Below are 24441 nucleotides of genomic sequence, written 5' to 3'. Positions count from 1 at the left end.
TGCCGGATCGAGATCCGGATAAGCGATGCCCGTGACATCCAGGTGAACGAAGCCGGCTAGCGGAATGCGTGCTGGCCGGTGCGTCAGAGGCGTTTCGCTCGCCGGCGAAACCATGCCATCGCCGGCATCTCGACGAAGCGCCAGGTGATCCAGGATAGCGCGATGGTGGCAGCGAGCATGAGAACGATCGCGGCTATCCCGACCCAACCGGCACCGAAACCGGTCGCAGGTTGGCCGCGCAGCACGATGTCGCCGACAAGGCCGAGGCCGAGCTTGCGCTCGACGAGCCCGGCGACATTGATCAGCCGCGCCTGGACGAGGATATGGACCATGTAGATCGAGTAGGACAGCGCGCCGAGCGCCAGCATGAACGGCGCCCTCAGCAGAGCTGAAATCCAGCCGCCTTCGTGGGCGAACAGAAACAGCGCCAGCGTGAACACCAGCGGTGCCGCGATGCCAAAATCATTGCTGCCCGCCAGCGAGACAAAAAGAACGATGACCGCCACCATGACGATTTCGGCAAGGGTCCAGTTCATCCGTGGGCCGCTGCTGACGAGAACCTGTCGCGCCCCTGCAATGGAATCATGCTGAAACCAGGCCAGCACGGCGCCGAGCGAGAAGCCGTAGAGGCAGCGGATGAAGCCGAAATCATAGGACACATCCATATGATGCGTGGAGAAGCCGAGCAGGAACAGGGGCGCGGTGACGGCCGCGGCAACGAACCATATCCAGGCACGCGCGCCGGCGACGAAGACGACGCCAGCGAACAGGAGATAGGCGAAGAACTCCGCCGAAATGCTCCAACTCGGTGCATTCCAGGTCAGTCGATCCTCGAAGCCGACACCTTGCAGCAGGAAAAGATTGGCAAGCAGACTTTTGAGGTCGAACCCGCCGGTGAACGGAGCAGCGCCGGTGCCATGCAGTTGCGGCAGCATCAGCCGCAGCAGTTCGAACCCGGCAAAGGCCGCGAGCATGATGAGATGCAGGGGATAGATGCGGCCGAAACGCACCAGCGCGAAGCGAGCGACCTCATCGGGTTGGCTCAGGCGGTCGGCGTAGCTGCTGGCGATGACGAAGCCGGAAAGGACGAAGAAGAAGTCGACGAAAAGATAGGACGAACCGATGAAACGGCTCTGCGAGATCACCGAAGCGGTCGGGAAGTGAAACAGCGCCACCAGCAGGGCGCAGATGCCACGCCACGAATCGAGAACCAGGAAGCGTTCGCCGGCGATCGTGCCGGCGTGGGTCGACACCACGGCACGGGACGGATTAAGAAACGCCGTTTGCGTCATGATGGTACAAATCCTGTCTTGCCGTGGCACCCGGGCGGCGCGGTTTCGTCTCCCCAAGCTGTGACTGGCATCTTCCGTGCCGGTTCTGTAGTTGTTGCACCCCGATGAAAACCGAGGACCAGTAATGGCGACCAAGACCATCGACCATGCCTTCACAGCCCGCTCCAAAACGGGCGCTGCGTTCGAGCCGACCTATTCCGGCGCGCTGTCGTTCATGCGGCGCAAATACACGAAGGACGTGAAGGGCGCGGACGCGGTCGTGTGGGGCATTCCGTTCGACGCCGCCGTCACCAACCGGCCAGGCGCGCGCTTCGGGCCGCAGGCTATACGCCGTGCCTCGGCGATCCTCGACAACGATCCCCAATACCCGTTTTCGCGCGACCTGTTCGAGCACCTCGCGGTGATCGATTATGGCGATTGCCTGCTCGACTCAGGCAACCACCAGAAGACGCCGGGCACGATCGAACGCGAAGCGGCCAAGATCCTGAAGTCCGGCGCCTTCCTTTTGACGCTTGGCGGCGACCATTTCGTCACCTGGCCGCTGCTCAAGGCGCATGCCGCCATCCACGGGCCGCTCGCCTTGGTGCAGTTCGACGCGCATCAGGACACGTGGGAGGACGACGGCAAGCGCATCGACCACGGCTCCTTCGTCGGCCGCGCGGTCAAGGAAGGCATCATCGATCCCGACCGGTCGATCCAGATCGGCATCCGCACCCATGCGCCCGACACGTTCGGCATCAAGATCCTCTACGGCCATGAAATCGAGGAGATGCGTGCATCCGACATCGCCTACGCCATCGTCGACCGCACCGGCGGCAAGAAGACATATCTGACATTCGACATAGACTGCCTTGATCCAGCCTATGCGCCCGGCACCGGCACACCGGTTGCAGGCGGGCCGTCCTCGGCGAAGATCCTGTCGACGCTGCGGCAGCTCAACCAGGTCGATATTGTCGGCGCCGATGTCGTGGAGGTTGCGCCGGCCTATGATCACGCCGATATAACGGCGATTGCCGGCTCGATGGTGGCCATGCAGTATCTCGGCCTGCTGGCGGAGCGGAAGGCCCGGCTCGAAGAGCTGAACAACGGCAACCACAACGGTGCCGCGGTGAATCATGGTAACGGCATATAGTCTTGAGATTTCAGGGAATTTGATCAGGCAATGAAACCGAAAATCTTCATCGACGGCGAGCACGGCACCACCGGCCTGCAGATCCGGGCGCTGCTTGCCGAGCGCGGCGACTTGGAGATCATTTCCATTCCCACCGAGCGCCGCAAGGAAACGGCCGCACGCGCCGAATTCCTCAATGCCGCCGATATCGCGATCCTGTGCCTGCCGGACGATGCGGCGAAGGAAAGCGTCTCGCTGATCACCAATGACAGCACCAAGGTCATCGATGCGTCGACCGCGCATCGCGTTGCCGAGGGCTGGGCGTATGGTTTCGCTGAAATGGACAAGGATCAGGCGAAGACGATCGCCTCGGCCAAGCGCATCGCCAACCCCGGCTGCTGGCCGCAGGGACCGATCGCGACGCTGCGGCCGCTGGTCACCGCCGGCCTGCTGCCGGCGGATTTCCCGATCACCGTCAACGGCATTTCGGGCTATTCGGGCGGCGGGCGGCCGATGATCGAGGATTATGTCGCCAAGGGCGAGGATGCCTCGGAGTTCCTGCCCTACGGCCTCACCCTGCAGCACAAGCACGTGCCGGAACTGCGAGCCTATGCGAAGCTGTCGCATGACCCGATCATGCAGCCGGCGGTGGGCAATTTCGCCCAAGGCATGATCACCGTGGTGCCGCTGCAGCTCGGCGGCCTCGATCATGTGCCGACCGGTGCCGAGCTTCATGCCGCGATTGCCGACCATTTCGCCGCGATCAAGGGCGGCCTGGTCGAGGTGGCGCCTTATGCGCATCTGGAGCGCATGCCGGAAATCGACCCCGAGATCTACAACGNCTGGTCGAGGTGGCGCCTTATGCGCATCTGGAGCGCATGCCGGAAATCGACCCCGAGATCTACAACGGCACCAACCGCATGAAGGTCTACGTCTTTGCCAACGACAAACGCGCGCAGGCACTGCTGCTGGCGGTCTACGACAATCTCGGCAAGGGCGCGTCGGGTGCCGCCGTCCAGAACATGGACCTGATGCTCGGGCTCTAAAGCGCGTCGCGTTTGAACGGATTCAGGCGACGCGCTTTAGATCTTTGTGTCTATGCATGTCGTTCTCTCAAAACCGGGGCCACTTTTGAGCGACATGCATTAATGGACGCACCAGCCTTCCCGGCGCGCTGGAACGTCAGCGCGCCAGAACTCATCGCCGAGACGTTTTCGAGCCGCATCTGGAAGGTGCGGCGCGAGGACGGCTCGCCGGCCGTCGTCAAGGCGCTCAAGCCTTTCGACGACGTCGCCGACGAGTTGCGCGGCGAGCACTTCCTTGCCTGGCGGCGCGACGAAGGCGCGGTGCGCCTGCTGGCGAAATTGCCGAACGGCTGTTGTCCAACCCTCACGATGTCAGGCCGCTCCACGGCGACCTGCACCACGAGAACATGCTGCATGGCCCGCGCGGCTGGCTGCTATCGATCCGAAGGGCGTGCTCGGCGACCCCGGCTTCGACGCCGCCAACATGTTCTACAATCCGCTCGATCGTGATGCACTCTGCCTCGATCCGGAGCGGATCGCGCATATGGCCGAAGTCTTTGCCACGACGCTGAAGCAGACACCCGCAGCGATGCTGGACCACGCCATCGCCTATGGCTGCCTGTCCGCGGCCTGGCATCACGAGGACGACAACGCGGTCGAGGAGAACCGCGAACTGTCGATAGCCGCGGCGATCCGGACGGTGCGGGCCACTTTCTAAGTCCGTGGACGGGAGCGGTAATCGCTTGCCGACGCCGACAAGGCTGCCAAGGCAGCCCAGAGCCAGTCCACCCCATCCGCCGCCACCTTGCGCCAGGCGGAATTCGACGGCGAGAAGACCACGCAGTCCAACGAATTCTGGATGTGATCGACCGATCGGCTCGCGATCAGGTCCGGAGCGCAACCTGGTGCGGCAGGGGGTAAGCACCCTTGGTGCCGCGCCAATGCGCGGCGGCAAAGCCCAGCACGATCAGCGCAAAACCCTGGTGCGTCAGCGCCATATGCAGCGGCACCTGCATCAGCAGCGTGCCGATGCCAATCGAGGCCTGCACCAACACCAGCACAAACAGCAGCGTCGCGCGGCGCGCATGGGTTGAGCCCGGCAGCCGCCGACGCGTCGCGATCATGTGCCAGAGCGCGACGGCGAAGACCGTGTAGGCGCCGAGCCGGTGGACGAACTGCACCGTCTTCGGGCTCTCGAAGAAATTGCGCCATGCCGGCTCGAGGATCAGCAGATCACCCGGGATGATCCTGCCGTCCATCAGCGGCCAGGTGTTGTAGCTCATGCCGGCATCGAGGCCGGCGACCAGGCCGCCGAGATAGATCTGGATCAGCGCCAACAGTACGATGAAGCCGGCCAGGCGCTGCGTCGAGCGATCGGCAGCGGGTTCGGAATGCGGCGCCAGCCCACGCGCCACGATCATGGTGGCGGTGAAGATCAGCGCTGCCAGCGTCAGGTGCGTCGCCAGCCTGTACTGGCTCACCGACACGCGGTCGACCAGGCCCGAGGCCACCATCCACCAGCCGATGGCGCCCTGCAAACCGCCGAGGAGCAGAATCCCGACCAGTTTGGGGCCGAGGCCGCGCTCGATGCGGCGCGTTGCCCAGAAGGCCAGCAGCGGCACCGCAAAGACCAGGCCGACGCTGCGTGCCAGGAGGCGATGCGCCCATTCCCACCAGAAAATCGACTTGAACGCCTCGATGCTCATGCCCTTGTTGAGCTCGGTGTATTGCGGGATCTGCTGATAGCGCTGGAATTCCTCTTGCCACTCGGCATCGTTGAGCGGCGGGATGACGCCATGGATCGGCTGCCATTGCGTGATCGACAGGCCGGACTCGGTAAGGCGGGTGGCGCCCCCGACCAGCACCAGCGCGAACAGAACCAGAAGCACGACATAAAGCCAGCCGCGCAGCAGTGCGCGGTTGTGCAGGTCGCGGTCGCGGGCCACGTACGGCGCGGCGGCTGAAATGGCAGCCATGATCTATTCCCGGCAGGTTGAGGTCGCGGATTGGTGGACCATCGCACCCGTGCTGGCAAGGCCGTCCGGCGCGGCACGCCGTCGCGCCGTCCGCCGCGGGTTGCGCGTGCCCCGCGTTCGGCTTAAGCGAGTGCAATCAACGAGGCCAAGCCATGCCCATTCGCCTGAAAAAGCTGATCGGAATGTTCCTGCTGGTGGCACTGGTCATCATCTATGCGCTGGTCGCCTCGATCTTCGCGGTCGCCCGGCTGTCGGAGTCCGGCGCGCTGGTGCAGTTCCTGTTCTTCCTGTTCAGCGGCCTGCTCTGGGTGCTGCCGGCGATGGGCATCATCAAATGGCTGATGCTGGAGCCGCGGGCCAAGCGCTGAGACTTGGCCTGGCCTAGCCAGGCAAACCCTCAGATCGTCACGACCATCTTGCCGGCATTGGCGAGCGGCGTCGTCACGCCCGACAGCATGGTGCGGATGTGGGCGAGGCTCTGGTAGCGGCCGTTGACCGAGAGGCGCGGCAAGGCATGCGGGAAGCCAGCGTGCTCGGCGCGCAGCACGCCGTGGCGGGTCGTCACCGCGGAGGCATAGCCGGCATCACGGGCAAAGCCCACTTCGCGGCAGCCGACGGCACTGGCATAGCCATAGGGATAGGCGAAATGACGGGGCTCGGCGCCAAGCTCAGCCCCCAACATGTCCTTCACAGCGCCGATCTCGTGCCGTGCGCCGGCCTCGGAAAGCCGCTTCAGATTGCTGTGATTGATGGTGTGGGCACCGATCGTCACCAGCGGGTGCGCCGCGATGGTGCGGATCTCATCCCAGTTCATCAACATGCGCCGGCGCGACGCATCCACGTCGATGCCATTTGCACTGGCCAGTTCGCGCAGCACGGTCCGCAAGTCTTCCTCGCGAACTTCGGTGGTGAAGTAGGTGTGCAGCCGGGCGATGGCCTGGTGTTTCCTGGCGGGGGTCTTGCAAGCGATCAGCACCGGGCCGTTCGAGGTCGCCAAGGTCAGGCTGTCGGACGCGTTGACGATGTCCTCGACCACGTCCCACCACAGATCGGCGGTGCCGTCGATCAGCCCCGGCGCGACATAGATGGTGATCGGCGCGCCGTGCTTTTCCAGCACCGGCAGAGCCTCGGTCAAATTGTCCCGGTAGGCGTCGTCGGCGGTGATGGTGGCGAACCGGCCACCCTTGCCGCCTGCCTTGATGCGCTCGATCGCCTCGTCCATCGAGACGAAGGCATAGCCGCCCGCCTTCATGTCGGCGATCATGGCGTCGAGAAAGCTGGGCGAGATGTTGAGGTGCCGGTTGACGCTGTGGGGCTTTTCCGGCGTCGCCGTCACGCGGTGCAGCATCAAGATGGCGCCGATGCCGCCGACAAACGGCCTGGCCAGCGGTGCGAGGCCGGTATAGCGGGCGACGTTGAGCGCCAGTTTCCGGATTGCCTCCCCGCCGTCGATCATTCATTCACCTTTTGCGCCTAGGCTGATCCAAGCACAGAATACGCCTGAGCGAACCCCCAAATCGGGATCAATACGCCCTAAGGATTGAGGTATGGTTGACGCATCGGCGTCATTTGACGGCAATCGGCTCACGGCGACTGAAGCCTCGCCACGGGCCCTGCCGAAAGATGCCGCGGGGCTGTCGGTCTGGGTTGCCGGCGCCGAAGCGCTCGCGGCCTATGCGGGGTTCTGCCGCTCTGCGCTCTGCGCTCCGGCACAGGGCGCGATATGGATCCTGAACTGGGCCGCGCAGGTCAGGCCCGATCCGATCGTCGCGACGCTCGCTCTCGAAGGCAAACCGGTGCTGGCGCTGGCGCTGGAGGTGACCCGCCGCGGCCCGTTCCGGGTCGCCCGTTTCATGGGCGGCAGGCACGCCAACGGCAATTTTGCCGCCGCCGACCCGCAATGGCTGGCCAGGGCGGATGTCGCGGCCATCCGGACGTTGCTTGCCGCCATTGCCAGGGCGCGCCCCGACATCGATCTCATCGCGCTGGAACGACTGCTGCCCGATCTCGACGGCGTCGCCAATCCCTTCGCATCGTTCGATCATTTTGCCAGCCCCAATCTTGCGCTGGCCGTCGATCTCGACGGCGGCTTCGACGCGTTGCTGGCGCGTGCGAGCGGCAAGCGCAAACGCAAGAAGCATCGCTCGCAGACACGCAAGTTCGAGGCCGTCGGCAGCCATCGGCGCATCACGGCCGCCACGCCGGAAGAGGTGAACAGGCTGCTCGACGCCTTCTTCGAGATGAAGGAATCCCGCTTCCGCAAGATGGGCATTGCCAACGTCTTCGGCGACGACCGCACGCGCGCTTTCTTCCGAGCATTGTTCGGCCAAGCCCTGGCCGAACAAAAACCCTCCTTCGTGCTGCACGGGCTGGAGGTTGCCGGCAGGCTGCGCGCCGTCACCGGATCGAGCTTTTTGGGCAAACGCGTGATCTGTGAGTTCGGAGCGATCTCCGAGGACGATCTCGCTCACACCAGTCCCGGCGACTTCCTGTTCTTCGACAACATCCAGGAAGCCTGCGAGACCGGCTTTGAGGTCTATGATTTCTCGGTCGGCGACGAGCCCTACAAGCGGCTGTGGTGCGATATCGAAACCCGGCATTTCGAGGTGCTGGTCCCGCTGACGCTGAAGGGCCGCGCGCTGGCACAGGGGCTTCGCCAGGGCACGCGGCTGAAGGCTTTCGTCAAGAACAGCCCGATGGTCTGGAAGCTGACCAAGATGCTGCGCCGCAAGGCCGCTGGGCAGCCGGCGCCCGCCCCCGTCGAAGACGACAGCTAGGCTTGCCGCGGCTTGCTTTCGGCAGGCCTCGACCTCGAAGCGCGGCGCCGATGCAAGCGACTGGCCAAGACCGGTCATCTCTGCTGAAATCCTTCGACCGCAACCGTCGCCGCGAAATGAACATCATGAAGCCGATCATCCGCGCGCTGTCGCTTGAAGAACTGGCGGTCCTCGTCGACTGGGCGGCTGCCGAGGGCTGGAATCCCGGCCTTGAAGATGCCGCGATGTTCCAGGCAGCGGATCCGGAGGGTTTCATCGGTGCCTTTGTCGGCAACGAAATGGCCGCCGCGATCTCGGCCGTGGCCTATGGGCACGATTTCGGTTTCATCGGTCTCTACATCTGCCGTCCGGACATGCGCGGCAAGGGTTACGGCAAGATGGTGTGGACCGCGGGCATCGACCGGCTGGCCGGGCGCACCATCGGGCTCGATGGCGTCGAGGAGCAGCAGGCCAACTACCAGAGCAAGGGATTCACGCCGGTCTACGAAACCATCCGCTACAGCGGGCGCCCCGCAGCCGCGCTCATCGGCACCGAGCGGCCTCGCATGGTGACGGCGCAACTGATGCCCGACATCATCGCCTATGACGCACTTTGCTTTCCCGCATCCCGGAGTTCCTTCCTGCGGCGATGGATGCAGCCGCCGCACCATGCGCTGGCGGCGATCACGCCGCGAGGAATGGCGGGTTATGCGGTGGCGCGATCCTGCCGCAGCGGCTTCAAGATCGGCCCGCTTTTCGCCGACGACATGCAGACCGCGGTCGGATTGCTCGAGGACCTGGCGAGCATATGCGAGGATGGCGACCTGAACATCGACGTACCGGCCGCCCAGGTGGATTTCATCGCGGCACTCGCCGCGGCGGGTTTCTCACCGACCTTCACCACCGCCCGCATGTACAAGGGCCCGCCGCCGAAGCTCGACGCCAACAGGATATTCGGCGTGACGACGCTCGAACTGGGATAGTCGGAAGCCTGCCTCCGGACAGCGGTTCCTTCAGGCGGCGGAACGGCGTCCCGGGGTACCCGGCGGTTCGTGGCCGATCGGCGTCACCAGCGTCACATCCGGGTAGCCGTTCTCGATCAGCTTGACCGCGGCCTGCGCCACCTCGTCGTCGGGCTCGAGCATGGACAGGAACACCTCGGTGGCATCGCCGCCCAGACGGCTGATGCCTTGTGCGTCGGCCGGTCCGCATTCGACCACCACCAGATCATAGGCCGTGGTCAGCGACTGCATGATGATCGGCAGCCGGTCGGCGGCGCGCATGGCGCGGACTGGATCGGCGGTGCCGACCGGAATGACGTGGCAGTCGGAATAGAGATCGGCATGGATCACGTCGCTGAACTGCGCCTGCGAAGCGAGCAGATCGGTGATGCCGGGGAAAAGCCCGCTGTCCAGCATCGGCCGCGAGGCGGCGCCCGAGGCGGTAAGGTCGAGCAGCAGGACGCGCAGGCCGGCGTCGGAAACCTCGCGCGCCACCAGGATCGCCGATGCGGCCGCCTCGTCGCCTTCGGGCGAAACGAATATGGCGCGCGCGGCCCCGCTCGCGATCAGCTTTTCAGCGGCCTTCTCGATGTCGATCTCGCCAAGCACCGAGCGCGGCCGCGCCGCCACAACAGGCTCGGGCTCTGGCACGGATTCAGTCTCGGCGACAGGCTCGGCAGCTGGCCGCGCCTCCGGATCCGAGATCGTTTCGGGGGGCCATGGCGTCTCGGCGGCACGGTTGGCGGGCTCGTTGGGGATTAGCGGTTCCAGGCGGCCGGATGGCTCGGAGCGAGCCGTCGCCGGCATCGCCACCTCATCGATCGGCTCGAAGCGGGCGCCACTGGCCGGGCGCATGGCACGGCCCGAAAAGAGTTCCTGCAACAGCGTGAGCACCGCCATCAGCAGCAACGAGGCCGCGAAGGCCGCGCCGACGATCGGCCCGATCTTGGGGAAATAGGCTTCCGAGGGCACCGAGGCTTTCGAGACGATCCTGGCGTCGACCGGCAGGTATTTGCGATCCTGGCGCGAAGCCGCTTCGCGGTAGTTGGTCAGGTAGAGTTCGAGCTGCTGGCGCTTGGCCGCCGCATCGCGCTGCAATGCGTCGAGATCGACCTGCTGTTCACCGGCCTGGGCCGACGCCGCCTTCAACGTGTTGACGTCGGCGACAAGCTGGTTCTCACGGGCCTTGGCGGTCTCGGCCTGCATCAACAGCCCTTTCATCACCTTCTGGGCCTCGCTGCGGATCTGTGCGTCGAGATCGGACAGCTGCGATTTCAGCGCACGAATGCGCGGATGATTGTCGAGCAGCGTCGTCGACAGATCGGCGATGTTGGTGCGCAGTTCGACCTGACGCTCGCGCAGACGCTGGATCAGGTCGGATGACAGAACTTCCGGCACGGCATCCAGCGAGCCGCCATTCTGCAGCGCCTTGCGCACACCGTCGGCTGTCGCTTCGGCCGCGGCGCGATTGGCGCGCACTTTCGACAGTTCGCTCGACAGTTCCGAAAGCTGCTGGGTGGCGAGCACCGAATTGTTGCCGCCCATCAAAAGATCGGACTGCGCGCGATAGGACGCGACCTTCGCCTCGGCATCCTTGACCTGCCGCTGCAGGGCGGCGATCTCCGGCGCCAGGAAGTCGGCGGCGGCGTTGTTCGATTCGAGCTTTGCCGCGCCCTGGCCGGCAATATAGGCGGCGGCAATGTCATCGGGTATGGCGGCCGCGAGCTTTGGATCCTCCGATGAGAACTCGATGGCGATGATGCGGGTCTTCTCGACGCCATAGACGTTGAGCTTTTCGTGCATTTTCTTGAGCACGCGTTCTTCCGTCGGAATTTCCATCGGGTCGCTTTTCAATCCGACCAGCACCAAAAGGCGGCTCAGCGGCGACATGTCGAGCGCATCGTTGAACTCTGGCAGTTTCTCCAGGCCAAGCTTCTGCGCGACCTGCTTGAGGATTTCGTTAGAGGAAATGATCTGGACCTGGGTGGCGACGCCCTGTTCATCGAGAATCGGCTTGTCGGGGTCGCTGTTGTTGCTGGCCGGCCGCGTGTACACGGATTCGCGCGGCACGATCTCCACCTGAGTCTCCGCCTTGTAGTGCCGGGTTGCCAGCGACGCCAAGGCGAAGGCCAGCCCCGTCACCACCAGAACGACAAGCACTGTACGCAGCCAGCGCCTCGCCAGGCTGGCGAAGAGCTGCTTGAGGTCAACATCGACATCTGCGGCCGCGGACTGAACGGACATGCATCCCTACTCCGAAACTGGATCAGGATGCACCGTAAACAACTATGGTAACTCAGCCGTTAAGACCAAGGTAAGCTCTCGTTAGGACTTGCTGGCGAGCGGCAAGAAAAAAACGATAAAATACCAAAATCCCTGTCGGCGCGGACGGTATCGGCCGGCTCCTTTACCGGCCATTAACCCTAACAGGATGATAACGAGCCTCGATATCAGATGTTTGCTGCGACGCCGCAGCGGCCAGTCGAAGGTACGTGTCCGGTCATGAAAAGCACTGCTTCCCTCTTTCGCGCGCTGCTTGCCGTATCGATGCTTGCCGGCTGCTCCAGCTACCGGCCGACGCCGGCGGCCTTCCACGAGGTTCTCGACCAACCCTATCGTCTTGGCGCCGGCGACCGCGTCCGCGTCACGGTGTTCGAACAGGACGGGCTGACCAACACCTACAGCGTCGACCAGTCCGGCTATCTCTCTTTCCCGCTTGTCGGCGCCATACCCGCCCGTGGCCACACCGCGCAGCAGATGGAAAAGGAGATCGCCGACAAGCTGCGGCAAGGCTATCTTCGCGATCCCGATGTCTCCGTCGAGATCGATCGTTACCGGCCGATCTTCGTCATGGGCGAAGTGGGCGCCGCTGGCCAGTATTCCTACGTGCCCGGCCTGACCGTGCAGAAGGCCATCGCCATTGCCGGAGGCTTCACACCACGCGCCAACCAGGAGAGCGTCGACATCACCCGCGACATCAACGGCAAGGTGATGACCGGCCGCGTGGTCACCTCGGATCCACTGCTGCCCGGAGATACCGTCTACGTCCGCGAACGCCTGTTCTGACCGGCACCACGTGGCGGACAAGCTCAGGATCGTCCACTGCTTTCGTTCACCCGTTGGAGGAATTTTCCGGCATGTGCGCGACCTGACCGAAGCCCAGGTCGCCGCCGGCCATATGGTCGGCATCGTCTGCGATTCGACCACCGGCGGCGAATTCGAGGAGCGCCTGTTCGAGCAGATGAAGGACGTGCTGGCGCTCGGCATCCATCGCACGCCGATGCAGCGCCATGTCGGCCTGGGCGACCTCGCCTCGGCCCGGCGCACCTACAGGATCATCAAGGAATTGCAGCCGAACGTTCTGCACGGGCATGGCGCCAAGGGTGGTGCCTATGCCCGTCTGTTCGGCTCATTGTTGCGGGTATCAAGGTCTCGCGTAGCCCGCCTTTATTCGCCGCATGGCGGCTCTCTCCACTATGACGAGAGCACCGTCACCGGAAAGCTGTTCTTCGCGCTGGAGCGCATCATGGCGCGCTTCACCGATTGCCTGTTGTTCGTCTCCGACTACGAGCGGCTGACCTATCGCAGGAAGGTCGGCGAGCCGCCGATCCCGAACACGCTGGCCTACAATGGACTCCGCGCCACCGAATTCGAGCCAGTTGTCCCCAGCGCCGACGCGGCGGACCTGCTCTATATCGGCATGATGCGGGATCTCAAGGGACCCGACATCTTCATCGATGCCCTCGCCCTCGCCGGCCCCCGGCTCGGCCGCGCGCTGAGCGCGGTGATGGTGGGCGACGGCGACGACCTGCCGCGCTACCACGCACAGGTGAAGCGTCTCGGCCTTGAAGCCCATGTCCGCTTCCTGCCGCCGATGCCGGCCCGGGAGGCGTTTTTGCTGGCGGCGCTCGTCGTGGTTCCCTCGCGCGCCGAAGCCATGCCCTACATCGTGCTGGAAACGCTTGCCGCGGCAAGACCCATGATCGCGACCTCCGTCGGTGGCATACCGGAGATTTTCGGTTCAAACTCCCCTGCCTTGATCCGACCCGACCCGACCGAACTCGCCGACAAGATGAGCCAGGCGCTGACCGATCTTGCCGCCTACAGCAAGCTGATGCCCGACAATGCCAGCCTCAGGTCGCGCTTCGGAGCCGACGTCATGGCCGCCGAAATCGAGAAGGCCTACTTCGCCGCGCTCGACAAGTAGGCTCAGGCCCTTCCAAAGCCATGCGTTGTTTCAAGGGTTTCTTAGCTCTCTTTTGCTAATCACCCTGGGGAAGCTTGCGGACTGTTCCATGAATGAGATCGACCCCGCGCGCCGCTTTTCACCAGAAGCAGTGCGTAAACTCGACATCCCGGCCGATGGCAATGTGCCCGGCGGCATGAACGACGTTGCCCGGCAGGTCGCCTCGCAGTACCGGCGGGACACGATGTCGCCGATCATGGTCAGCGGTGTCCTGCGCATGGTCGAATTCGGGGTGCTTCTGGTTTCGGGGCTCTGCGTCTATTTCCACTATGTCGGGTTCTTCAACTATCTCGCCTGGCAATATCCGCTGACGATCGCCGCCGCGTCATTCCTGGCCGTGGTGCTGCTCGACGTCACCGACTGCTACCAGGTCGTGTCCCTGATGCGGCCCATCGCCAATTTCGGCCGCATCCTGCTGGTCTGGGCCGGCGCCTTCGCGCTGATGGCCTTGACGGCCTTCGCCATGAAGATGTCGCAGGACTATTCGCGCCTGCTGTTCGGCACGTGGTTCGTCGTCGGCTTCGTCTGCCTCTTCAGCCTCAGGCTGGTGATGTCGAGGCTGATCCGGCGCTGGGCACGCGATGGCCGCATGGAGCGGCGCGCCGTCATCGTCGGCGGCGGCAAGGCCGCGGAAGTCCTGATCCGCTCGGTCGAGAAGCAGCCTTACAACGACATCCGCATCTGCGGCATCTTCGATGACCGCAACGACAAGCGCTCGCCGCCGCTCGTCGCCGGTTATCCCAAACTCGGCACCATTTCCGAGCTGATCGAATTCGCCCGCATCGCGCGCATCGACATGCTGATCGTGTCGCTGCCGCTGACCGCCGAATCGCGCGTGCTGCAGCTTTTGAAGAAACTGTGGGTGCTGCCGGTCGATATCCGCCTGTCCGCGCATTCCAACGCGCTGCAGTTTCGCCCGCGCGCCTACTCCTACATCGGCTCGGTGCCGATGCTCGACATCTTCGACAAGCCGATCAACGACTGGGATTCGGTCGCCAAGCGCGCCTTCGACATCATCTTCAGCCTGATCGGCATCGTCGTGTTCTCGCCGGTGATGCTGGCCACCGCGATCGCCATCAAGCTCGACAGCAAGGGGCCGGTGCTGTTTCGCCAGAAGCGGCATGGTTTCAACAACGAGATCATCGAGGTCTACAAGTTCCGCTCGATGTACACGGACCGGTCGGACCCGACCGCCAAGCAGACGGTGACCCGCAACGACCCGCGCGTCACTCGTGTCGGCCGCTTCATCCGCAAGACCTCGATCGACGAATTGCCTCAGTTCTTCAACTCGCTTTTGGGCTCGCTGTCGCTGGTCGGTCCGCGCCCGCATGCGATCGCCGCGCAGTCGCACAACCTTCTCTACAACGAAGTGGTCGACGGCTATTTCGCCCGCCACAAGGTCAAGCCCGGTGTCACCGGCTGGGCGCAGATCAATGGCTGGCGCGGCGAGATGGACACCAACGAGAAGATCCGCATGCGGACCGAATACGACCTCTACTACATCGAGAACTGGTCGCTGCTGTTCGATCTCAGGATCCTTTTCCTGACACCGATCCGCTTGCTCAACACGGAAAACGCCTATTGAGCGCGACCTCCTTCGAGCTGCCGCAGGCTGCCGTCAACGCCAAGCTGATCGCGATGATCTCTTCGGGGGCGGTCGTGCTGGGCATCCTGCTGTCCGGTTTCGTCATCAGCGAACCGGCGCCCTATGAACTCTATATGGCCGGGCTGATCGCCATCTGGGCTCTCTTCGGCCTGAGGATTTCCCGTGCGGCCCTGCCGCTGCTGGTGCTGCTGGTGACGATGAACATCGGCGGCATGATTTCGATGTCGCAGATGGCGGATCTCGCCAACACGCCGCTCTACCTCGCCGTGTCGCTGTTCCTCGCCTTCAGCGCGGTGTTCTTCGCCTCGGTGACAGCCACGCAGCCAGGCCTCTACCGGCCGATCTTCATTGCCTATGTGATCTCCGCGGTGATGACCTCGCTGCTTGGCATAGCCGGCTATTTCCACGCCTTCCCCGGCGCCGAGATGTTCACCAAATACGACCGTGCCGCCGGCGCCTTCCAGGACCCGAACGTGTTCGGGCCGTTCCTGGTGCTGCCCGGCATCTACCTGCTCTATCTGATCCTGACCGGCTCCGTTTCGCGCATGCCGCTGCTGGCGGTGCCGCTGCTGATCATCACCGCCGGCATCTTCTTCTCGTTCTCGCGCGGCGCCTGGGGCATGTTCGCGGTTTCGGCGGTGCTGCTCACCGGCTGCCTGTTTCTGCAGAGCGCCAGCGGCATGTTCCGGCTGCGCGTGGTGATCATGACCGTCGCCGCGCTGTCGCTGCTGACGATCGCCATCATCGTCATCCTGCAGCTGCCCGGGGTGTCGGAAATGTTCTCCAACCGCGCGCACCTCGAACAGAGCTACGACACCGCCCGCCTCGGCCGCTTCGCCCGCTACGCGATCGGTTTCCAGATGGCGATGGAGCATCCGTTCGGCATCGGGCCGCTGGTCTTCGGCACGATCTTCGGCGAAGACACCCACGACATCTGGCTGAAGATGCTGATGGACTATGGCTGGATCGGCTTCGTGTCGTTCCTGACGCTCGTCCTGTGGACGATCGCAGCCGGGTTCCGCATCCTGCTGCGCGACCGGCCGTGGCAGCCCTATCTCTTGTGCGCCTATGTCGCCTTCATCGGCAATGTCGGGCTTGGCACCTTCATCGACATCGACCACTGGCGCCATATGTACCTGCTGCTAGGCCTGATCTGGGGCGCCATCGCGCTCGAATACCGCCATCAGCGGCTGTTGCGGGCGGTATTGCGGACGCAAGACGGCAAGGGTCGCGGCGATTTGAAATTTGGCTGATCTGGCCGGCGATGGCCAGGGCGGACTTTGGGGGAAGTCCTGCTTCGAAAATGGTCGGAGTGGCCGGATTCGAACCGACGACCCCTTGACCCCCAGTCAAGTGCGCTACCGGGCTGCGCTACACTCCGGACCGGTCGCGATGTATCGTGATAACCCCGCTCGGGTCAACCGAAATTCGGCGACCATCATGCTCATACGGTTGATGCGACAGCTCTGCCCGTCGCCACTCTATCCCTGGCAGACATCGACCCACTCTGCGCCTGTAAGCTCAACCATCCTCCGCGGCGCAATCCGCACGGCGGCGTTGGTGGCGCCGGCTGCAGGCACGACCTCTTCGAATTCGCGCAGCGACACGTCGCAATAGACCGGCAGCGGCGCCGGCAGGCCGAACGGGCAGACACCGCCGACCGGATGGCTCGTGGCGGCGACGACTTCCTCCGCGTCCAGCATGCGCGGCTTGCCGGCGAACTGATCCTTCAATTTGCGGTTGTCCAGCCTTGCGATGCCGCTGGTCACAACCAGCATGGTGCGGTCGCCGACGCGAAGGCAGATCGTCTTGGCGATCTGCGCCGGCAAGACGCCATGCGCCTGCGCCGCCAGCGTCACGGTCGCCGAACTCGCTTCGGTGACGATGACCTCGATATCGGGCGCATGAGCGGCGAAGAACGCACGAACGGATTCCAGGCTCATATCGAAAACCCCCAGGGTTCAAGGATGCCGCGCGTATAAACACGTGCGATTTGCAAGTCGGCAAGCCCGGTCGGCGGCAAAACCCCTATGGCATCAGCAAGAAACCCGCCAAGGGGCCTTGGCGGGTTTCTCGGGCATGCCTGGCACTGGTTTATGCCAGGGGTCGGCCTTGTGCGGCCGGAGTGGTGGCTGCCGAAGCAATGAGAGTGTCCTGAGGAAGCCGAAGCGCGGACGCAATACGACGCAGCTTCGCCGGATCGGCTGCCCTGCCGTTCTCGATGTCCTCGATTTCGTCGACCGACAGGCCGCACGTCAAGGAAAGCTCTTCCAAACTGTATCCGCGGGTTTCCCGCATGGCCTTGAGGGCACTGTAATCTTGCCCGATCTCACTGGCTAACGGTTCGGAGAGGGCATGGCTTTTTGCATTTTTGGGCATTGGCAACTCCGTTGGCTGAAAGAGTTTGATCAAAATGGGATGTTGCCTGAGACGATGGGAAGATGCCCGCTCGACGGCGATTTGCCAAGTCCCAAAAAGACCGTCACGCTATCGTGAAGCAGGGGGTCCGCGCGGCGCCCCGGCCACCTCGTCCCGATCAAGTTGTTTTGAACGCCGAACCACCCTTTTGCTCGGCATTTTGGCCACGCCCATTCGTTGTCCTGGCGTTGCTGGCATGAAAGCCGATCGGCTCCTGCCAGCCTTTTCCTGGCCAGCCTTTTCCTAGAAGGACATACGCAAATGAAGCTCAAGACATCCCTCCTCGTGCTCGGCACGATTTCCATGCTTTCCGGCGCTGGCGTGGCTGCCGCCCAGGCAGCGGATGCGTTGCGCGTGCGCGGCACGGTCGTCAGTTTCGAACCATCGCTGCTCACGGTCAAAACCCGCCAGGGTGAAACCTCGGCGATCAAGCTCAATGCCGGCTGGAAGGTTTCAGGCGTCGCCAGCGCCTCCATGAAGGACATCAAACAGGGCGATTTCCTCGGCATCGCCTCCGTCTCGAAGGCGGATGGCGGCAGCGGCGCGCTGGAAGTGGTGGTCTTTCCGGCGGCCCTGAAGGGCACCGGCGAGGGTGATCGGCCATGGGACCTGCAGCCGAACAGCCGCATGACCAACGGCACCGTCGCCGACGTCACCGACATCAACGGACGAGCCGTCACGCTGACCTACGACAACGGGCAGACCAAGAAGATCTCTATACCCGACAGCACGCCTGTCGTGACCTTCGCCCCGGCCACGCCGACCGATCTCAAGCCAGGCGCAACGGTCTTCGTCACCGCGCAGCGCGAGACTGACGGCACGCTGAGCTCCAGCCGCGTCGTGGTGGGAAACAAAGGCGTGGTACCGCCGATGTAGTGGAAACCCGCAGCAAAACGCGGCTTTAGGCCTGCGCGATGAAGACGGCGAAAGCCTGGATTTCCTGGAAATAGTCCAGAAACAAGATTCTACAATCGGGAAATACTGACGAAAAAATCAGGGAGCGTAATCGCCATCGCGGCGGTCGGGTTGTCGGCCCGTTTCATACCTGTCCGCGAAAAGAAGGAAACGATCCATGAAGAAGTCCCTCCTCTCCGCCCTCGGGCTTGCAGTCGCGCTTGCTTTCACGGTGCCGGTAATCGGTGCAACAAGCGCTGATGCGGCCCCGATGGCAAAGCATCATCGTCATCACCATCATCATCGCCACCACCATCGCTATCACCGCCACCACCACCATCACCACCACATGAAGAAGATGGGCAACAAGGCCTAAGTACCGGGATTGCCAATGAGAAGACCGGCCTTGGCTTGCTTGTTCAAGGCTGGTCTTCTCCTGGTTCAAGAGGCTCGATTGCGGGCCGTATCGATCCGGCGTTCGCCGGCGAGATCGGGCGGCTCTGGCGGTTCGACCGATCCGCGTTCCTGCGGCGGCGCCACAAAGGTGCCGTGGCCCTCTATGCCGACGCACTTCGCGCTCGGCTTGCGTGGACGCGCATCAGCGCCGGCTGAACAGCAGGCTGGCTACCAGGCCGAGCACCACAAGACCGACCGCCGCGGCCGCCGCCGGATGGTCACGGGCCGATTTTTCGATCACCCTGCCCTGCTTGCGGATCGCCGGCATGGCTTCGCGCAGGCGTCCGGCCAGATCTGAATAGGTGTCGAGCGCGGCGTCACGACCGTCTTCGTAATAAGCGCCGCTCCGTTGGGAGACGGCCTTTTTCAACGCCGCCAATTCCCTGGAGAGGGCCGCGACCTGCCTGTCGAGGTCAATGTCCGAAAGGGTCGAGAACGATGCCATGACGTGCTTCCTTCATTTGCAGAAGGAAACGTAACGCCTCACCCGCAGGCGGGTTCCGGTTTGCCCACCGGAGCCCTCGTGCGCCGGTCAGCGCACCTGGTCGAGCAGGCGCTTGCATTCCAGGAGGTCGAACAGCGCCTCCTGGAGCAGCGCGCGGTTGTCGCGCGAGAGTTTCGACGCGTCCGGCTGGACCGGACCTTCCTCATCGCCCTTGCCGAGGCCGAAGAAGCGCCGGCTGGGCTTGACCCTTGGCTGGCCAACCAGTTCATCGTCCCCGCCGCGTGGCTGCGCCGCCGGCGTCAGCGGCACCTGGTCGGCCTGCTTGCGCTGCGAGATCGCCTCGACGGCGGCCATGTCGCCATTGCCGATGGCGACCAGGAAATGATTGCCGTTTTCGCGCAGCAGCTTCTGCACGCCTTTGATCGTGTAACCCTGATCGTAGAGCATGTGACGGATGCCCTTGATCAGTTCGACGTCTTGCGGGCGGTAGTAGCGGCGGCCGCCGCCACGCTTCATCGGCTTGATCTGGTTGAAGCGCGTCTCCCAGAAACGCAGCACATGCTGTGGCAGGTCGAGATCTTCGGCGACCTCGCTGATGGTCCGGAAGGCGTCAGGGCTCTTGTCCATGGGCGAAATCCTCACGCTGGAGCGTGATCCGGAACGGTCTTCAGACGGGATCACGCTCAACCAAGAGAAAGCTCATTCCGTTTGCACGGAATGGATCTTACGCAGAACACCAATCCGGCCATGCTGCCGAATCGGGCCTTATTTCAGCGGTTTGTGAAACAATATTCAAGCCCGGTGTCATGGCGGGGCCGGTTTTCAACCGTACAATGGACGCACCTTGGGAGGCCTACTTGCCGCCCTTGGCCTTGCTGTTCTGGTGAGAACGCAGGATGCGGTTCTTCAGCACGTTCGACGACTTGAAGGTCATTACCCGGCGCGGCAGGATCGGCACCTCTTCGCCCGTCTTGGGATTGCGCCCGATACGCTCGTTCTTGGAGCGGACATGGAATGTCGCGAATGACGATAATTTCACCGTCTCGCCACGAACGATGGCTTCGCAGATTTCATCCAGCACCGCTTCGACGAGCTCCGCGGATTCAGTCCGCGACAGACCGACCTTTCGGTAGACGGCCTCGGCAAGGTCGGCGCGCGTAAGTGTCTTTCCCCCCATGCGACCGTCCCATCAGTTCAAACATAAAATCGGCACAACAGCCGCAGAGCCTAAGTAATTGATCCGGCAAGGTCAAGGACCGAAACCGGACCGTTTGGCAACTTACCAACGAACCAGAACAGCGCCCCAGGTGAAGCCGCCGCCCATCGCTTCCAGGAGCACGAGGTCACCCTTCTTGATGCGGCCATCGGCAACGGCCACCGACAACGCCAGCGGTACGGAAGCAGCCGAGGTGTTACCGTGCAAATCGACGGTAACCACCACTTTTTGGTCATCTATCCCGAGCTTCCTGGCGGAAGCGTCAATAATTCGTTTATTGGCCTGATGCGGCACGAACCAATCCAGGTCGGCGGCCGTGATGCCGGCGTCCGCGAAGGTCGCCTCGATGACGTCGGTGATCATGCCGACCGCATGCTTGAAGACTTCGCGGCCTTCCATGCGGAGGTGGCCGACCGTTCCCGTGGTCGATGGGCCGCCGTCGACAAAAAGCTTGTCCTTGTGCGCCCCGTCGGAGCGCAGGCTGGCCGCCAGAACGCCGCGGTCGGCGATCGTGCCGCTGCCCTCCCCGGCTTCCAGAACCAGCGCGCCGGCGCCGTCGCCGAACAGCACGCAGGTCGAGCGATCGCTCCAGTCGAGAATGCGTGAAAAAGTCTCCGAGCCGATCACCAGCACGCGCTTGGCCAGGCCGCCACGGATGTAGAGATCGGCCGTCGTCACCGCATAGACAAAGCCGGAGCACACCGCCTGCATGTCGAAGGCAAAGCCGTGATGCATGCCAAGCCGGTTCTGGATGTCGACCGCGGTGGCAGGGAATGTGTTGTTGGGCGTCGAGGTCGCAAGCACGATCAGGTCGATATCGTCCGGCGTCAGCCCGGCATCGGCTAGTGCCGCGCGCGCCGCGGCCTCACCCAGGGAAGCCGTCGTCTCGTCGTCGGCCGCGATGTGGCGCTGGCGGATGCCGGTGCGCTGGGCAATCCACTCGTCCGAGGTTTCGACCATGCCTTCGAAATCGGCATTCTTCATGATGCGGTGGGGCAGCGCGGCACCGGTGCCGCGCACGACTGATCTGATCAAAGTTCTTTCCTATTCCTTCGCGTCGATAACGACGTCGGATTTCCTAGATGTCAGGGCATGCGGGTTGCGCGCATGAAACAGGTCCAGGTCGGCCTCGATGCGGTCGAGCAGATTGTTGCGGACCATGTCATAGCCAAGTTCGATCGCGGCGGCGAAACCGTCCGAATCAGCACCGCCATGGCTTTTGACGACGATGCCGTTCAAGCCCAGGAAAACGCCGCCGTTGGAGCGGCCGACATCCATCTTTTCGCGCAGCCGATCGAAGGCGCCCTTGGCGAAGACGTAGCCGATCTTGGCCATCAGGGTACGGCTCATGGCGGCGCGAAGATAGCCTGCAATCTGGCGCGCGGTGCCCTCGGCCGTCTTCAGCGCGATATTGCCGGCGAAGCCTTCCGTCACCACCACGTCGACCGTACCCTTGCCGATATCGTCGCCTTCGACGAAGCCATGATAGTTCATCGAGGCCATGTTGGCCTCGCGCAGCATGCGCCCCGCTTCCTTGACCTCTTCCTGGCCCTTGATCTCTTCCACGCCGACATTGAGCAGGCCAACCGTCGGCCGGGCAACGCCGAACACGGAGCGCGCCATGCCGGTGCCCAGAATGGCAAAATCAATGAGCTGGTGCGCATCGGCGCCGATGGTGGCGCCAACGTCCAGAACCACGCTCTCGCCGCGCAATGTCGGCCACAATGCCGCGATCGCCGGGCGATCGATAGTGGCCATGGTGCGCAAGCAGAATTTCGACATCGCCATCAGCGCACCGGTGTTGCCGGCGGAGATGCAGGCGTCCGCGGCGCCCGACTTGACCGCTTCGACCGCCTTCCACATCGACGATTTCCAGCGGCCATGGCGCAACGCCTGGCTCGGCTTGTCGTCCATCCTGACCGCGATTTCGCAGTGGATGAACTCGCTGACCTCGGCCAGCTTAGGAAATTTGGCCAGTTCGGGACGCACCAACTCCTCACGCCCGTAGATGACGAAACGGATGTCGGGACGGCGGGTCGCGACCGTCATGAGCGCCGGAATGACCACGGCTGGTCCGTGATCGCCGCCCATGGCATCGATGGAAATCCTGATCACGCGTTATTCATCTCACGGTTATCCGGCAGGTCGCTTTAGTGGTCGCAAAGGTTCGGCGAAAATAGCGGTTTTGGGCTTTCACACAACCGACTTTTCCGTCGCCGTCGCGGTTTTCAGGATTTTCCCAGCAAGGATCGCAGTTTTTGCTGAAATTCGTTCTCCGCCGGTTCGGTATCGCCGCCGGCATCCAGCGCCGCGCCCGACTTGCGCGGATAGGGGTCGATCGCCAGGCCGAAGAACTGTTCGGCGAGAGCCCCGACATCGATGGTGTCGCCGGAAAACGTTTCGGGACTGTCGGGTCCGTCCGCATCGAGCAGTATTTCGCCGCCGCCTTCGAACCCCTGCCGTCCAAGCTTGGAGTCCTCGGGCAGCAACAGTGCCTCGACCGGTTCATCGATATGGGCCTCGACGGGCTCGAGGGTGACGATGCAGGCCTGGGTGATGTCGGCCTCGACACGGCCGCTGACCTTCACGCCATTGCGCTTCCAGGAGACGACCAGTAGCTCGGCGCGATAGGCTTGGACGGATAGCAGCCCGTGCTCCTCGGCGAGCGCGGCGCGCTGCGCCGCGTCGGCCTCGATCACCACGGGCAGCCCCTTATGCGGCAGACGGGCGACATTTGCGCGGAAGGAAACCGGGCTTTGCGGATCGGCATGTTTCATCGATCAACCTCCCTTGCGAGCGGAAAAGCCACCGTGCCGGAAACGATTGATTCGGATGGCTGCGCGGCCAGTTGCCGACGGACATCGGCGACATAGTTGGCCAGTTGCGATGCCTGCGGCCACGTGCCGGCATCGGGCCGGATATTGCGGGCAAGTGCCGCGGTCAGCCCGTCGTGATCGTTTCTCTCCAGCGCATCGTCATAGGCGGCGGTGCGGCCATAATACATCTTGGCCAGTTTCTTCATGCGTTTGGGCACACCGACATCGCCAATGCCCAGTTCGCGCAGCGAATGATCGACGTCGAGGAAGAACTCGTCGATCAGCACCTGCGCGACCTCTTGCGCCGCGCCGCCCTCGCCGCGCAACCGATGCTGGAACAGGAACATGTGCAGCGAAAGCATCTCGAACCGGCCGAGAGGCGTGTCCGGCACATTCCACTCGGAATAAAATGCAGTCTGCCGCGCCGCCGCCACGATTTGTGCGTAAAGCGCGTCGGTGATGGCGCGGTTGGCGTGGCGTTCGCGGCCAAAAAGGCGCTGGAACATGGGGATGGTCTCCGGGGACCGTTTGTTGAATGGCCTTGTTGCAACGGCAAGCAAGCTGGTTTACCGGTTTTGCGGCCCAGCGCAAGTTGCGGCGATGTAATGGAGAATTGTTGTTGCGCGCGCTGAATTTCAAGTCGACCTTCACTTCCGGGCCCGCCGGCGCGATCTCGCTGCTGCTTGTCGTTTCGGCATTGTCGGCATGCCACACCAACAAGATGATCGGCGATCTCAGTCCGAGCGAGACGCTGACGCAAGGCTATGTCTACGATCAGCAGGCGGTCGATTCGGTGCCCGTCGGGTCCAGCCGCGAGCAGGTGCTTCTGGCGCTAGGCACGCCATCGACCACGGCCACTTTCGACAATGAGGCGTTTTACTACATCTCGCAAACCCGCAAACGCTATGTCGCCTTCGACAAGCCGAGACTGATCGACCAGAAAGTGCTGGCGGTCTATTTCGGCGATGATGGCCGCGTCACCCAGATCGCCAATTACGGCTTGAAGGACGGCAAGGTTTTCGACTTCATCTCCCGCACGACGCCGACTGGCGGCAAGGACCAGAACTTCCTCAGCCAGATCATCAACGGCGCCAGCAAGCTGGCGCCCGGCATTCCCGGCGGCGGTACTCCCTGATCTTCAGATCCTGCCTTCCCTTTGGGAGGGCAGCACCATCTCAGGCGA

The 24441-nt window shown here is 63.3% G+C and carries 24 protein-coding genes, 1 tRNA gene and 2 pseudogenes; 13 read left to right on the top strand and 14 right to left on the bottom strand.

The window, feature by feature from the left end:
- Nucleotides 1-83 precede the first annotated feature (83 nt).
- Nucleotides 84-1292, bottom strand: a complete 1209-nt coding sequence (locus tag X743_RS164080; protein WP_023764102.1) for an acyltransferase — start codon at nt 1290-1292, stop codon at nt 84-86.
- Between the two features lie 124 nt (nt 1293-1416).
- On the opposite strand from X743_RS164080, the gene speB reads away from it, so the two are divergent.
- The 3 genes and pseudogenes from speB to X743_RS01000000168620 all read left to right on the top strand — a co-directional run bounded on the left by speB (nt 1417) and on the right by X743_RS01000000168620 (nt 4146).
- Nucleotides 1417-2424 (top strand): agmatinase, encoded by a 1008-nt coding sequence (gene speB / locus X743_RS164085; protein WP_023764101.1) that lies wholly within the window; start codon nt 1417-1419, stop codon nt 2422-2424.
- A gap of 30 nt (nt 2425-2454) precedes the next feature.
- Nucleotides 2455-3449 (top strand): annotated as a pseudogene (argC, locus tag X743_RS01000000168625) (N-acetyl-gamma-glutamyl-phosphate reductase).
- Nucleotides 3450-3551: 102 nt separating this feature from the next.
- Nucleotides 3552-4146: pseudogene (locus X743_RS01000000168620) on the top strand (aminoglycoside phosphotransferase family protein).
- Between the two features lie 166 nt (nt 4147-4312).
- Here X743_RS01000000168620 and X743_RS164090 read toward each other — a convergent pair.
- The gene (locus X743_RS164090) at nt 4313-5404 is read right to left on the bottom strand and encodes a COX15/CtaA family protein (RefSeq protein ID WP_023764098.1); all 1092 of its coding nucleotides are present in this window, start codon (nt 5402-5404) and stop codon (nt 4313-4315) included.
- Nucleotides 5405-5556: 152 nt separating this feature from the next.
- Here X743_RS164090 and X743_RS164095 point away from each other — a divergent pair, with 152 nt between their 5' ends.
- Nucleotides 5557-5772: a DUF2842 domain-containing protein gene (locus X743_RS164095; protein ID WP_023764097.1), complete on the top strand. Its 216-nt coding sequence runs from the start codon at nt 5557-5559 to the stop codon at nt 5770-5772.
- Between the two features lie 29 nt (nt 5773-5801).
- On the opposite strand, the gene X743_RS164100 is transcribed toward X743_RS164095, so the two are convergent.
- Nucleotides 5802-6860, bottom strand: a complete 1059-nt coding sequence (locus X743_RS164100) for a polysaccharide deacetylase family protein (protein WP_023764096.1) — start codon at nt 6858-6860, stop codon at nt 5802-5804.
- Nucleotides 6861-6951: 91 nt separating this feature from the next.
- Here X743_RS164100 and X743_RS164105 point away from each other — a divergent pair, with 91 nt between their 5' ends.
- Nucleotides 6952-8181 (top strand): GNAT family N-acetyltransferase, encoded by a 1230-nt coding sequence (locus X743_RS164105; RefSeq protein WP_023764095.1) that lies wholly within the window; start codon nt 6952-6954, stop codon nt 8179-8181.
- A gap of 125 nt (nt 8182-8306) precedes the next feature.
- Entirely contained in the window at nt 8307-9143 is an 837-nt protein-coding gene (locus X743_RS164110) for a GNAT family N-acetyltransferase (RefSeq protein WP_023764094.1), read from the top strand.
- A 30-nt stretch (nt 9144-9173) separates the two neighbouring features.
- Here X743_RS164110 and X743_RS164115 read toward each other — a convergent pair whose 3' ends face one another.
- Complete coding sequence (locus X743_RS164115; RefSeq protein ID WP_023764093.1) at nt 9174-11405, bottom strand: exopolysaccharide transport family protein; 2232 nt, start codon at nt 11403-11405, stop codon at nt 9174-9176.
- A 258-nt stretch (nt 11406-11663) separates the two neighbouring features.
- Here X743_RS164115 and X743_RS164120 point away from each other — a divergent pair, with 258 nt between their 5' ends.
- From X743_RS164120 to X743_RS164135, 4 genes are all read left to right on the top strand, one after another.
- The gene (locus X743_RS164120; RefSeq protein WP_013532220.1) at nt 11664-12227 is read left to right on the top strand and encodes a polysaccharide biosynthesis/export family protein; all 564 of its coding nucleotides are present in this window, start codon (nt 11664-11666) and stop codon (nt 12225-12227) included.
- A gap of 10 nt (nt 12228-12237) precedes the next feature.
- A complete protein-coding gene (locus X743_RS164125) occupies nt 12238-13368 on the top strand; it encodes a glycosyltransferase (protein WP_023764092.1) in 1131 nt (376 codons plus the stop codon).
- Between the two features lie 88 nt (nt 13369-13456).
- Entirely contained in the window at nt 13457-14992 is a 1536-nt protein-coding gene (locus tag X743_RS164130; RefSeq protein WP_023764091.1) for an undecaprenyl-phosphate glucose phosphotransferase, read from the top strand.
- Nucleotides 14989-16266: an O-antigen ligase family protein gene (locus tag X743_RS164135; RefSeq protein ID WP_023764090.1), complete on the top strand. Its 1278-nt coding sequence runs from the start codon at nt 14989-14991 to the stop codon at nt 16264-16266. Before X743_RS164130 ends, X743_RS164135 begins: the two co-directional genes overlap by 4 nt.
- Nucleotides 16267-16317: 51 nt before the next feature.
- Here the strand turns inward: X743_RS164135 and X743_RS164140 are convergent.
- From X743_RS164140 to X743_RS164150, 3 genes are all read right to left on the bottom strand, one after another.
- A tRNA-Pro gene (locus X743_RS164140) sits at nt 16318-16394 on the bottom strand.
- A 100-nt stretch (nt 16395-16494) separates the two neighbouring features.
- On the bottom strand, nt 16495-16956 hold the full coding sequence (locus X743_RS164145) for a YbaK/EbsC family protein (protein WP_023764089.1): 462 nt from the start codon (nt 16954-16956) through the stop codon (nt 16495-16497).
- Between the two features lie 151 nt (nt 16957-17107).
- Complete coding sequence (locus tag X743_RS164150) at nt 17108-17392, bottom strand: helix-turn-helix transcriptional regulator (protein WP_023764088.1); 285 nt, start codon at nt 17390-17392, stop codon at nt 17108-17110.
- Nucleotides 17393-17692: 300 nt separating this feature from the next.
- On the opposite strand from X743_RS164150, the gene X743_RS164155 reads away from it, so the two are divergent.
- Both X743_RS164155 and X743_RS1000000172710 read left to right on the top strand, forming a co-directional pair.
- On the top strand, nt 17693-18307 hold the full coding sequence (locus X743_RS164155) for a hypothetical protein (RefSeq protein WP_023764087.1): 615 nt from the start codon (nt 17693-17695) through the stop codon (nt 18305-18307).
- A gap of 196 nt (nt 18308-18503) precedes the next feature.
- A complete protein-coding gene (locus X743_RS1000000172710; RefSeq protein ID WP_084555431.1) occupies nt 18504-18701 on the top strand; it encodes a hypothetical protein in 198 nt (65 codons plus the stop codon).
- A 222-nt stretch (nt 18702-18923) separates the two neighbouring features.
- Here X743_RS1000000172710 and X743_RS164165 read toward each other — a convergent pair whose 3' ends face one another.
- From X743_RS164165 to X743_RS164195, 7 genes are all read right to left on the bottom strand, one after another.
- Nucleotides 18924-19226 carry a hypothetical protein gene (locus X743_RS164165; RefSeq protein WP_023764084.1) on the bottom strand — a complete coding sequence of 101 codons (303 nt, stop codon included), beginning with the start codon at nt 19224-19226 and terminating at the stop codon, nt 18924-18926.
- A gap of 87 nt (nt 19227-19313) precedes the next feature.
- A complete protein-coding gene (locus X743_RS164170) occupies nt 19314-19853 on the bottom strand; it encodes a MerR family transcriptional regulator (protein ID WP_013895974.1) in 540 nt (179 codons plus the stop codon).
- 226 nt (nt 19854-20079) lie between these two features.
- Complete coding sequence (locus tag X743_RS164175) at nt 20080-20403, bottom strand: integration host factor subunit alpha (RefSeq protein WP_010915609.1); 324 nt, start codon at nt 20401-20403, stop codon at nt 20080-20082.
- Between the two features lie 102 nt (nt 20404-20505).
- Entirely contained in the window at nt 20506-21477 is a 972-nt protein-coding gene (locus X743_RS164180) for a beta-ketoacyl-ACP synthase III (protein ID WP_023764083.1), read from the bottom strand.
- 9 nt (nt 21478-21486) lie between these two features.
- Nucleotides 21487-22557 carry a phosphate acyltransferase PlsX gene (gene plsX / locus X743_RS164185; RefSeq protein ID WP_023764082.1) on the bottom strand — a complete coding sequence of 357 codons (1071 nt, stop codon included), beginning with the start codon at nt 22555-22557 and terminating at the stop codon, nt 21487-21489.
- A 113-nt stretch (nt 22558-22670) separates the two neighbouring features.
- Nucleotides 22671-23219, bottom strand: coding sequence for a DUF177 domain-containing protein (locus X743_RS164190; protein ID WP_023764081.1), 549 nt, complete (start codon nt 23217-23219; stop codon nt 22671-22673).
- Nucleotides 23216-23764, bottom strand: a complete 549-nt coding sequence (locus tag X743_RS164195) for a ubiquinol-cytochrome C chaperone family protein (protein WP_023764080.1) — start codon at nt 23762-23764, stop codon at nt 23216-23218. Before X743_RS164195 ends, X743_RS164190 begins: the two co-directional genes overlap by 4 nt.
- Before the next feature lie 113 nt (nt 23765-23877).
- Between X743_RS164195 and X743_RS164200 the strand changes: the two genes are divergently transcribed.
- Nucleotides 23878-24393, top strand: coding sequence for an outer membrane protein assembly factor BamE (locus tag X743_RS164200; protein ID WP_023764079.1), 516 nt, complete (start codon nt 23878-23880; stop codon nt 24391-24393).
- Nucleotides 24394-24441: the final 48 nt, after the last annotated feature.

This window comes from Mesorhizobium sp. LNHC232B00 (assembly GCF_000502435.1).
Classification (GTDB): domain Bacteria; phylum Pseudomonadota; class Alphaproteobacteria; order Rhizobiales; family Rhizobiaceae; genus Mesorhizobium; species Mesorhizobium opportunistum.
This window is presented reverse-complemented; position numbering and strand designations above follow the sequence as displayed.

Coding starts and splice junctions, on each gene's coding strand:
- X743_RS164080 (WP_023764102.1), bottom strand. CDS start 1,292: ATGACGCAAACGGCGTTTCTTAATCCGTCCCGTGCCGTGGTGTCGACC.
- speB (WP_023764101.1), top strand. CDS start 1,417: ATGGCGACCAAGACCATCGACCATGCCTTCACAGCCCGCTCCAAAACG.
- X743_RS164090 (WP_023764098.1), bottom strand. CDS start 5,404: ATGGCTGCCATTTCAGCCGCCGCGCCGTACGTGGCCCGCGACCGCGAC.
- X743_RS164095 (WP_023764097.1), top strand. CDS start 5,557: ATGCCCATTCGCCTGAAAAAGCTGATCGGAATGTTCCTGCTGGTGGCA.
- X743_RS164100 (WP_023764096.1), bottom strand. CDS start 6,860: ATGATCGACGGCGGGGAGGCAATCCGGAAACTGGCGCTCAACGTCGCC.
- X743_RS164105 (WP_023764095.1), top strand. CDS start 6,952: ATGGTTGACGCATCGGCGTCATTTGACGGCAATCGGCTCACGGCGACT.
- X743_RS164110 (WP_023764094.1), top strand. CDS start 8,307: ATGAAGCCGATCATCCGCGCGCTGTCGCTTGAAGAACTGGCGGTCCTC.
- X743_RS164115 (WP_023764093.1), bottom strand. CDS start 11,405: ATGTCCGTTCAGTCCGCGGCCGCAGATGTCGATGTTGACCTCAAGCAG.
- X743_RS164120 (WP_013532220.1), top strand. CDS start 11,664: ATGAAAAGCACTGCTTCCCTCTTTCGCGCGCTGCTTGCCGTATCGATG.
- X743_RS164130 (WP_023764091.1), top strand. CDS start 13,457: ATGAATGAGATCGACCCCGCGCGCCGCTTTTCACCAGAAGCAGTGCGT.
- X743_RS164145 (WP_023764089.1), bottom strand. CDS start 16,956: ATGAGCCTGGAATCCGTTCGTGCGTTCTTCGCCGCTCATGCGCCCGAT.
- X743_RS164150 (WP_023764088.1), bottom strand. CDS start 17,392: ATGCCCAAAAATGCAAAAAGCCATGCCCTCTCCGAACCGTTAGCCAGT.
- X743_RS164155 (WP_023764087.1), top strand. CDS start 17,693: ATGAAGCTCAAGACATCCCTCCTCGTGCTCGGCACGATTTCCATGCTT.
- X743_RS1000000172710 (WP_084555431.1), top strand. CDS start 18,504: ATGAAGAAGTCCCTCCTCTCCGCCCTCGGGCTTGCAGTCGCGCTTGCT.
- X743_RS164165 (WP_023764084.1), bottom strand. CDS start 19,226: ATGGCATCGTTCTCGACCCTTTCGGACATTGACCTCGACAGGCAGGTC.
- X743_RS164170 (WP_013895974.1), bottom strand. CDS start 19,853: ATGGACAAGAGCCCTGACGCCTTCCGGACCATCAGCGAGGTCGCCGAA.
- X743_RS164175 (WP_010915609.1), bottom strand. CDS start 20,403: ATGGGGGGAAAGACACTTACGCGCGCCGACCTTGCCGAGGCCGTCTAC.
- X743_RS164190 (WP_023764081.1), bottom strand. CDS start 23,219: ATGAAACATGCCGATCCGCAAAGCCCGGTTTCCTTCCGCGCAAATGTC.
- X743_RS164195 (WP_023764080.1), bottom strand. CDS start 23,764: ATGTTCCAGCGCCTTTTTGGCCGCGAACGCCACGCCAACCGCGCCATC.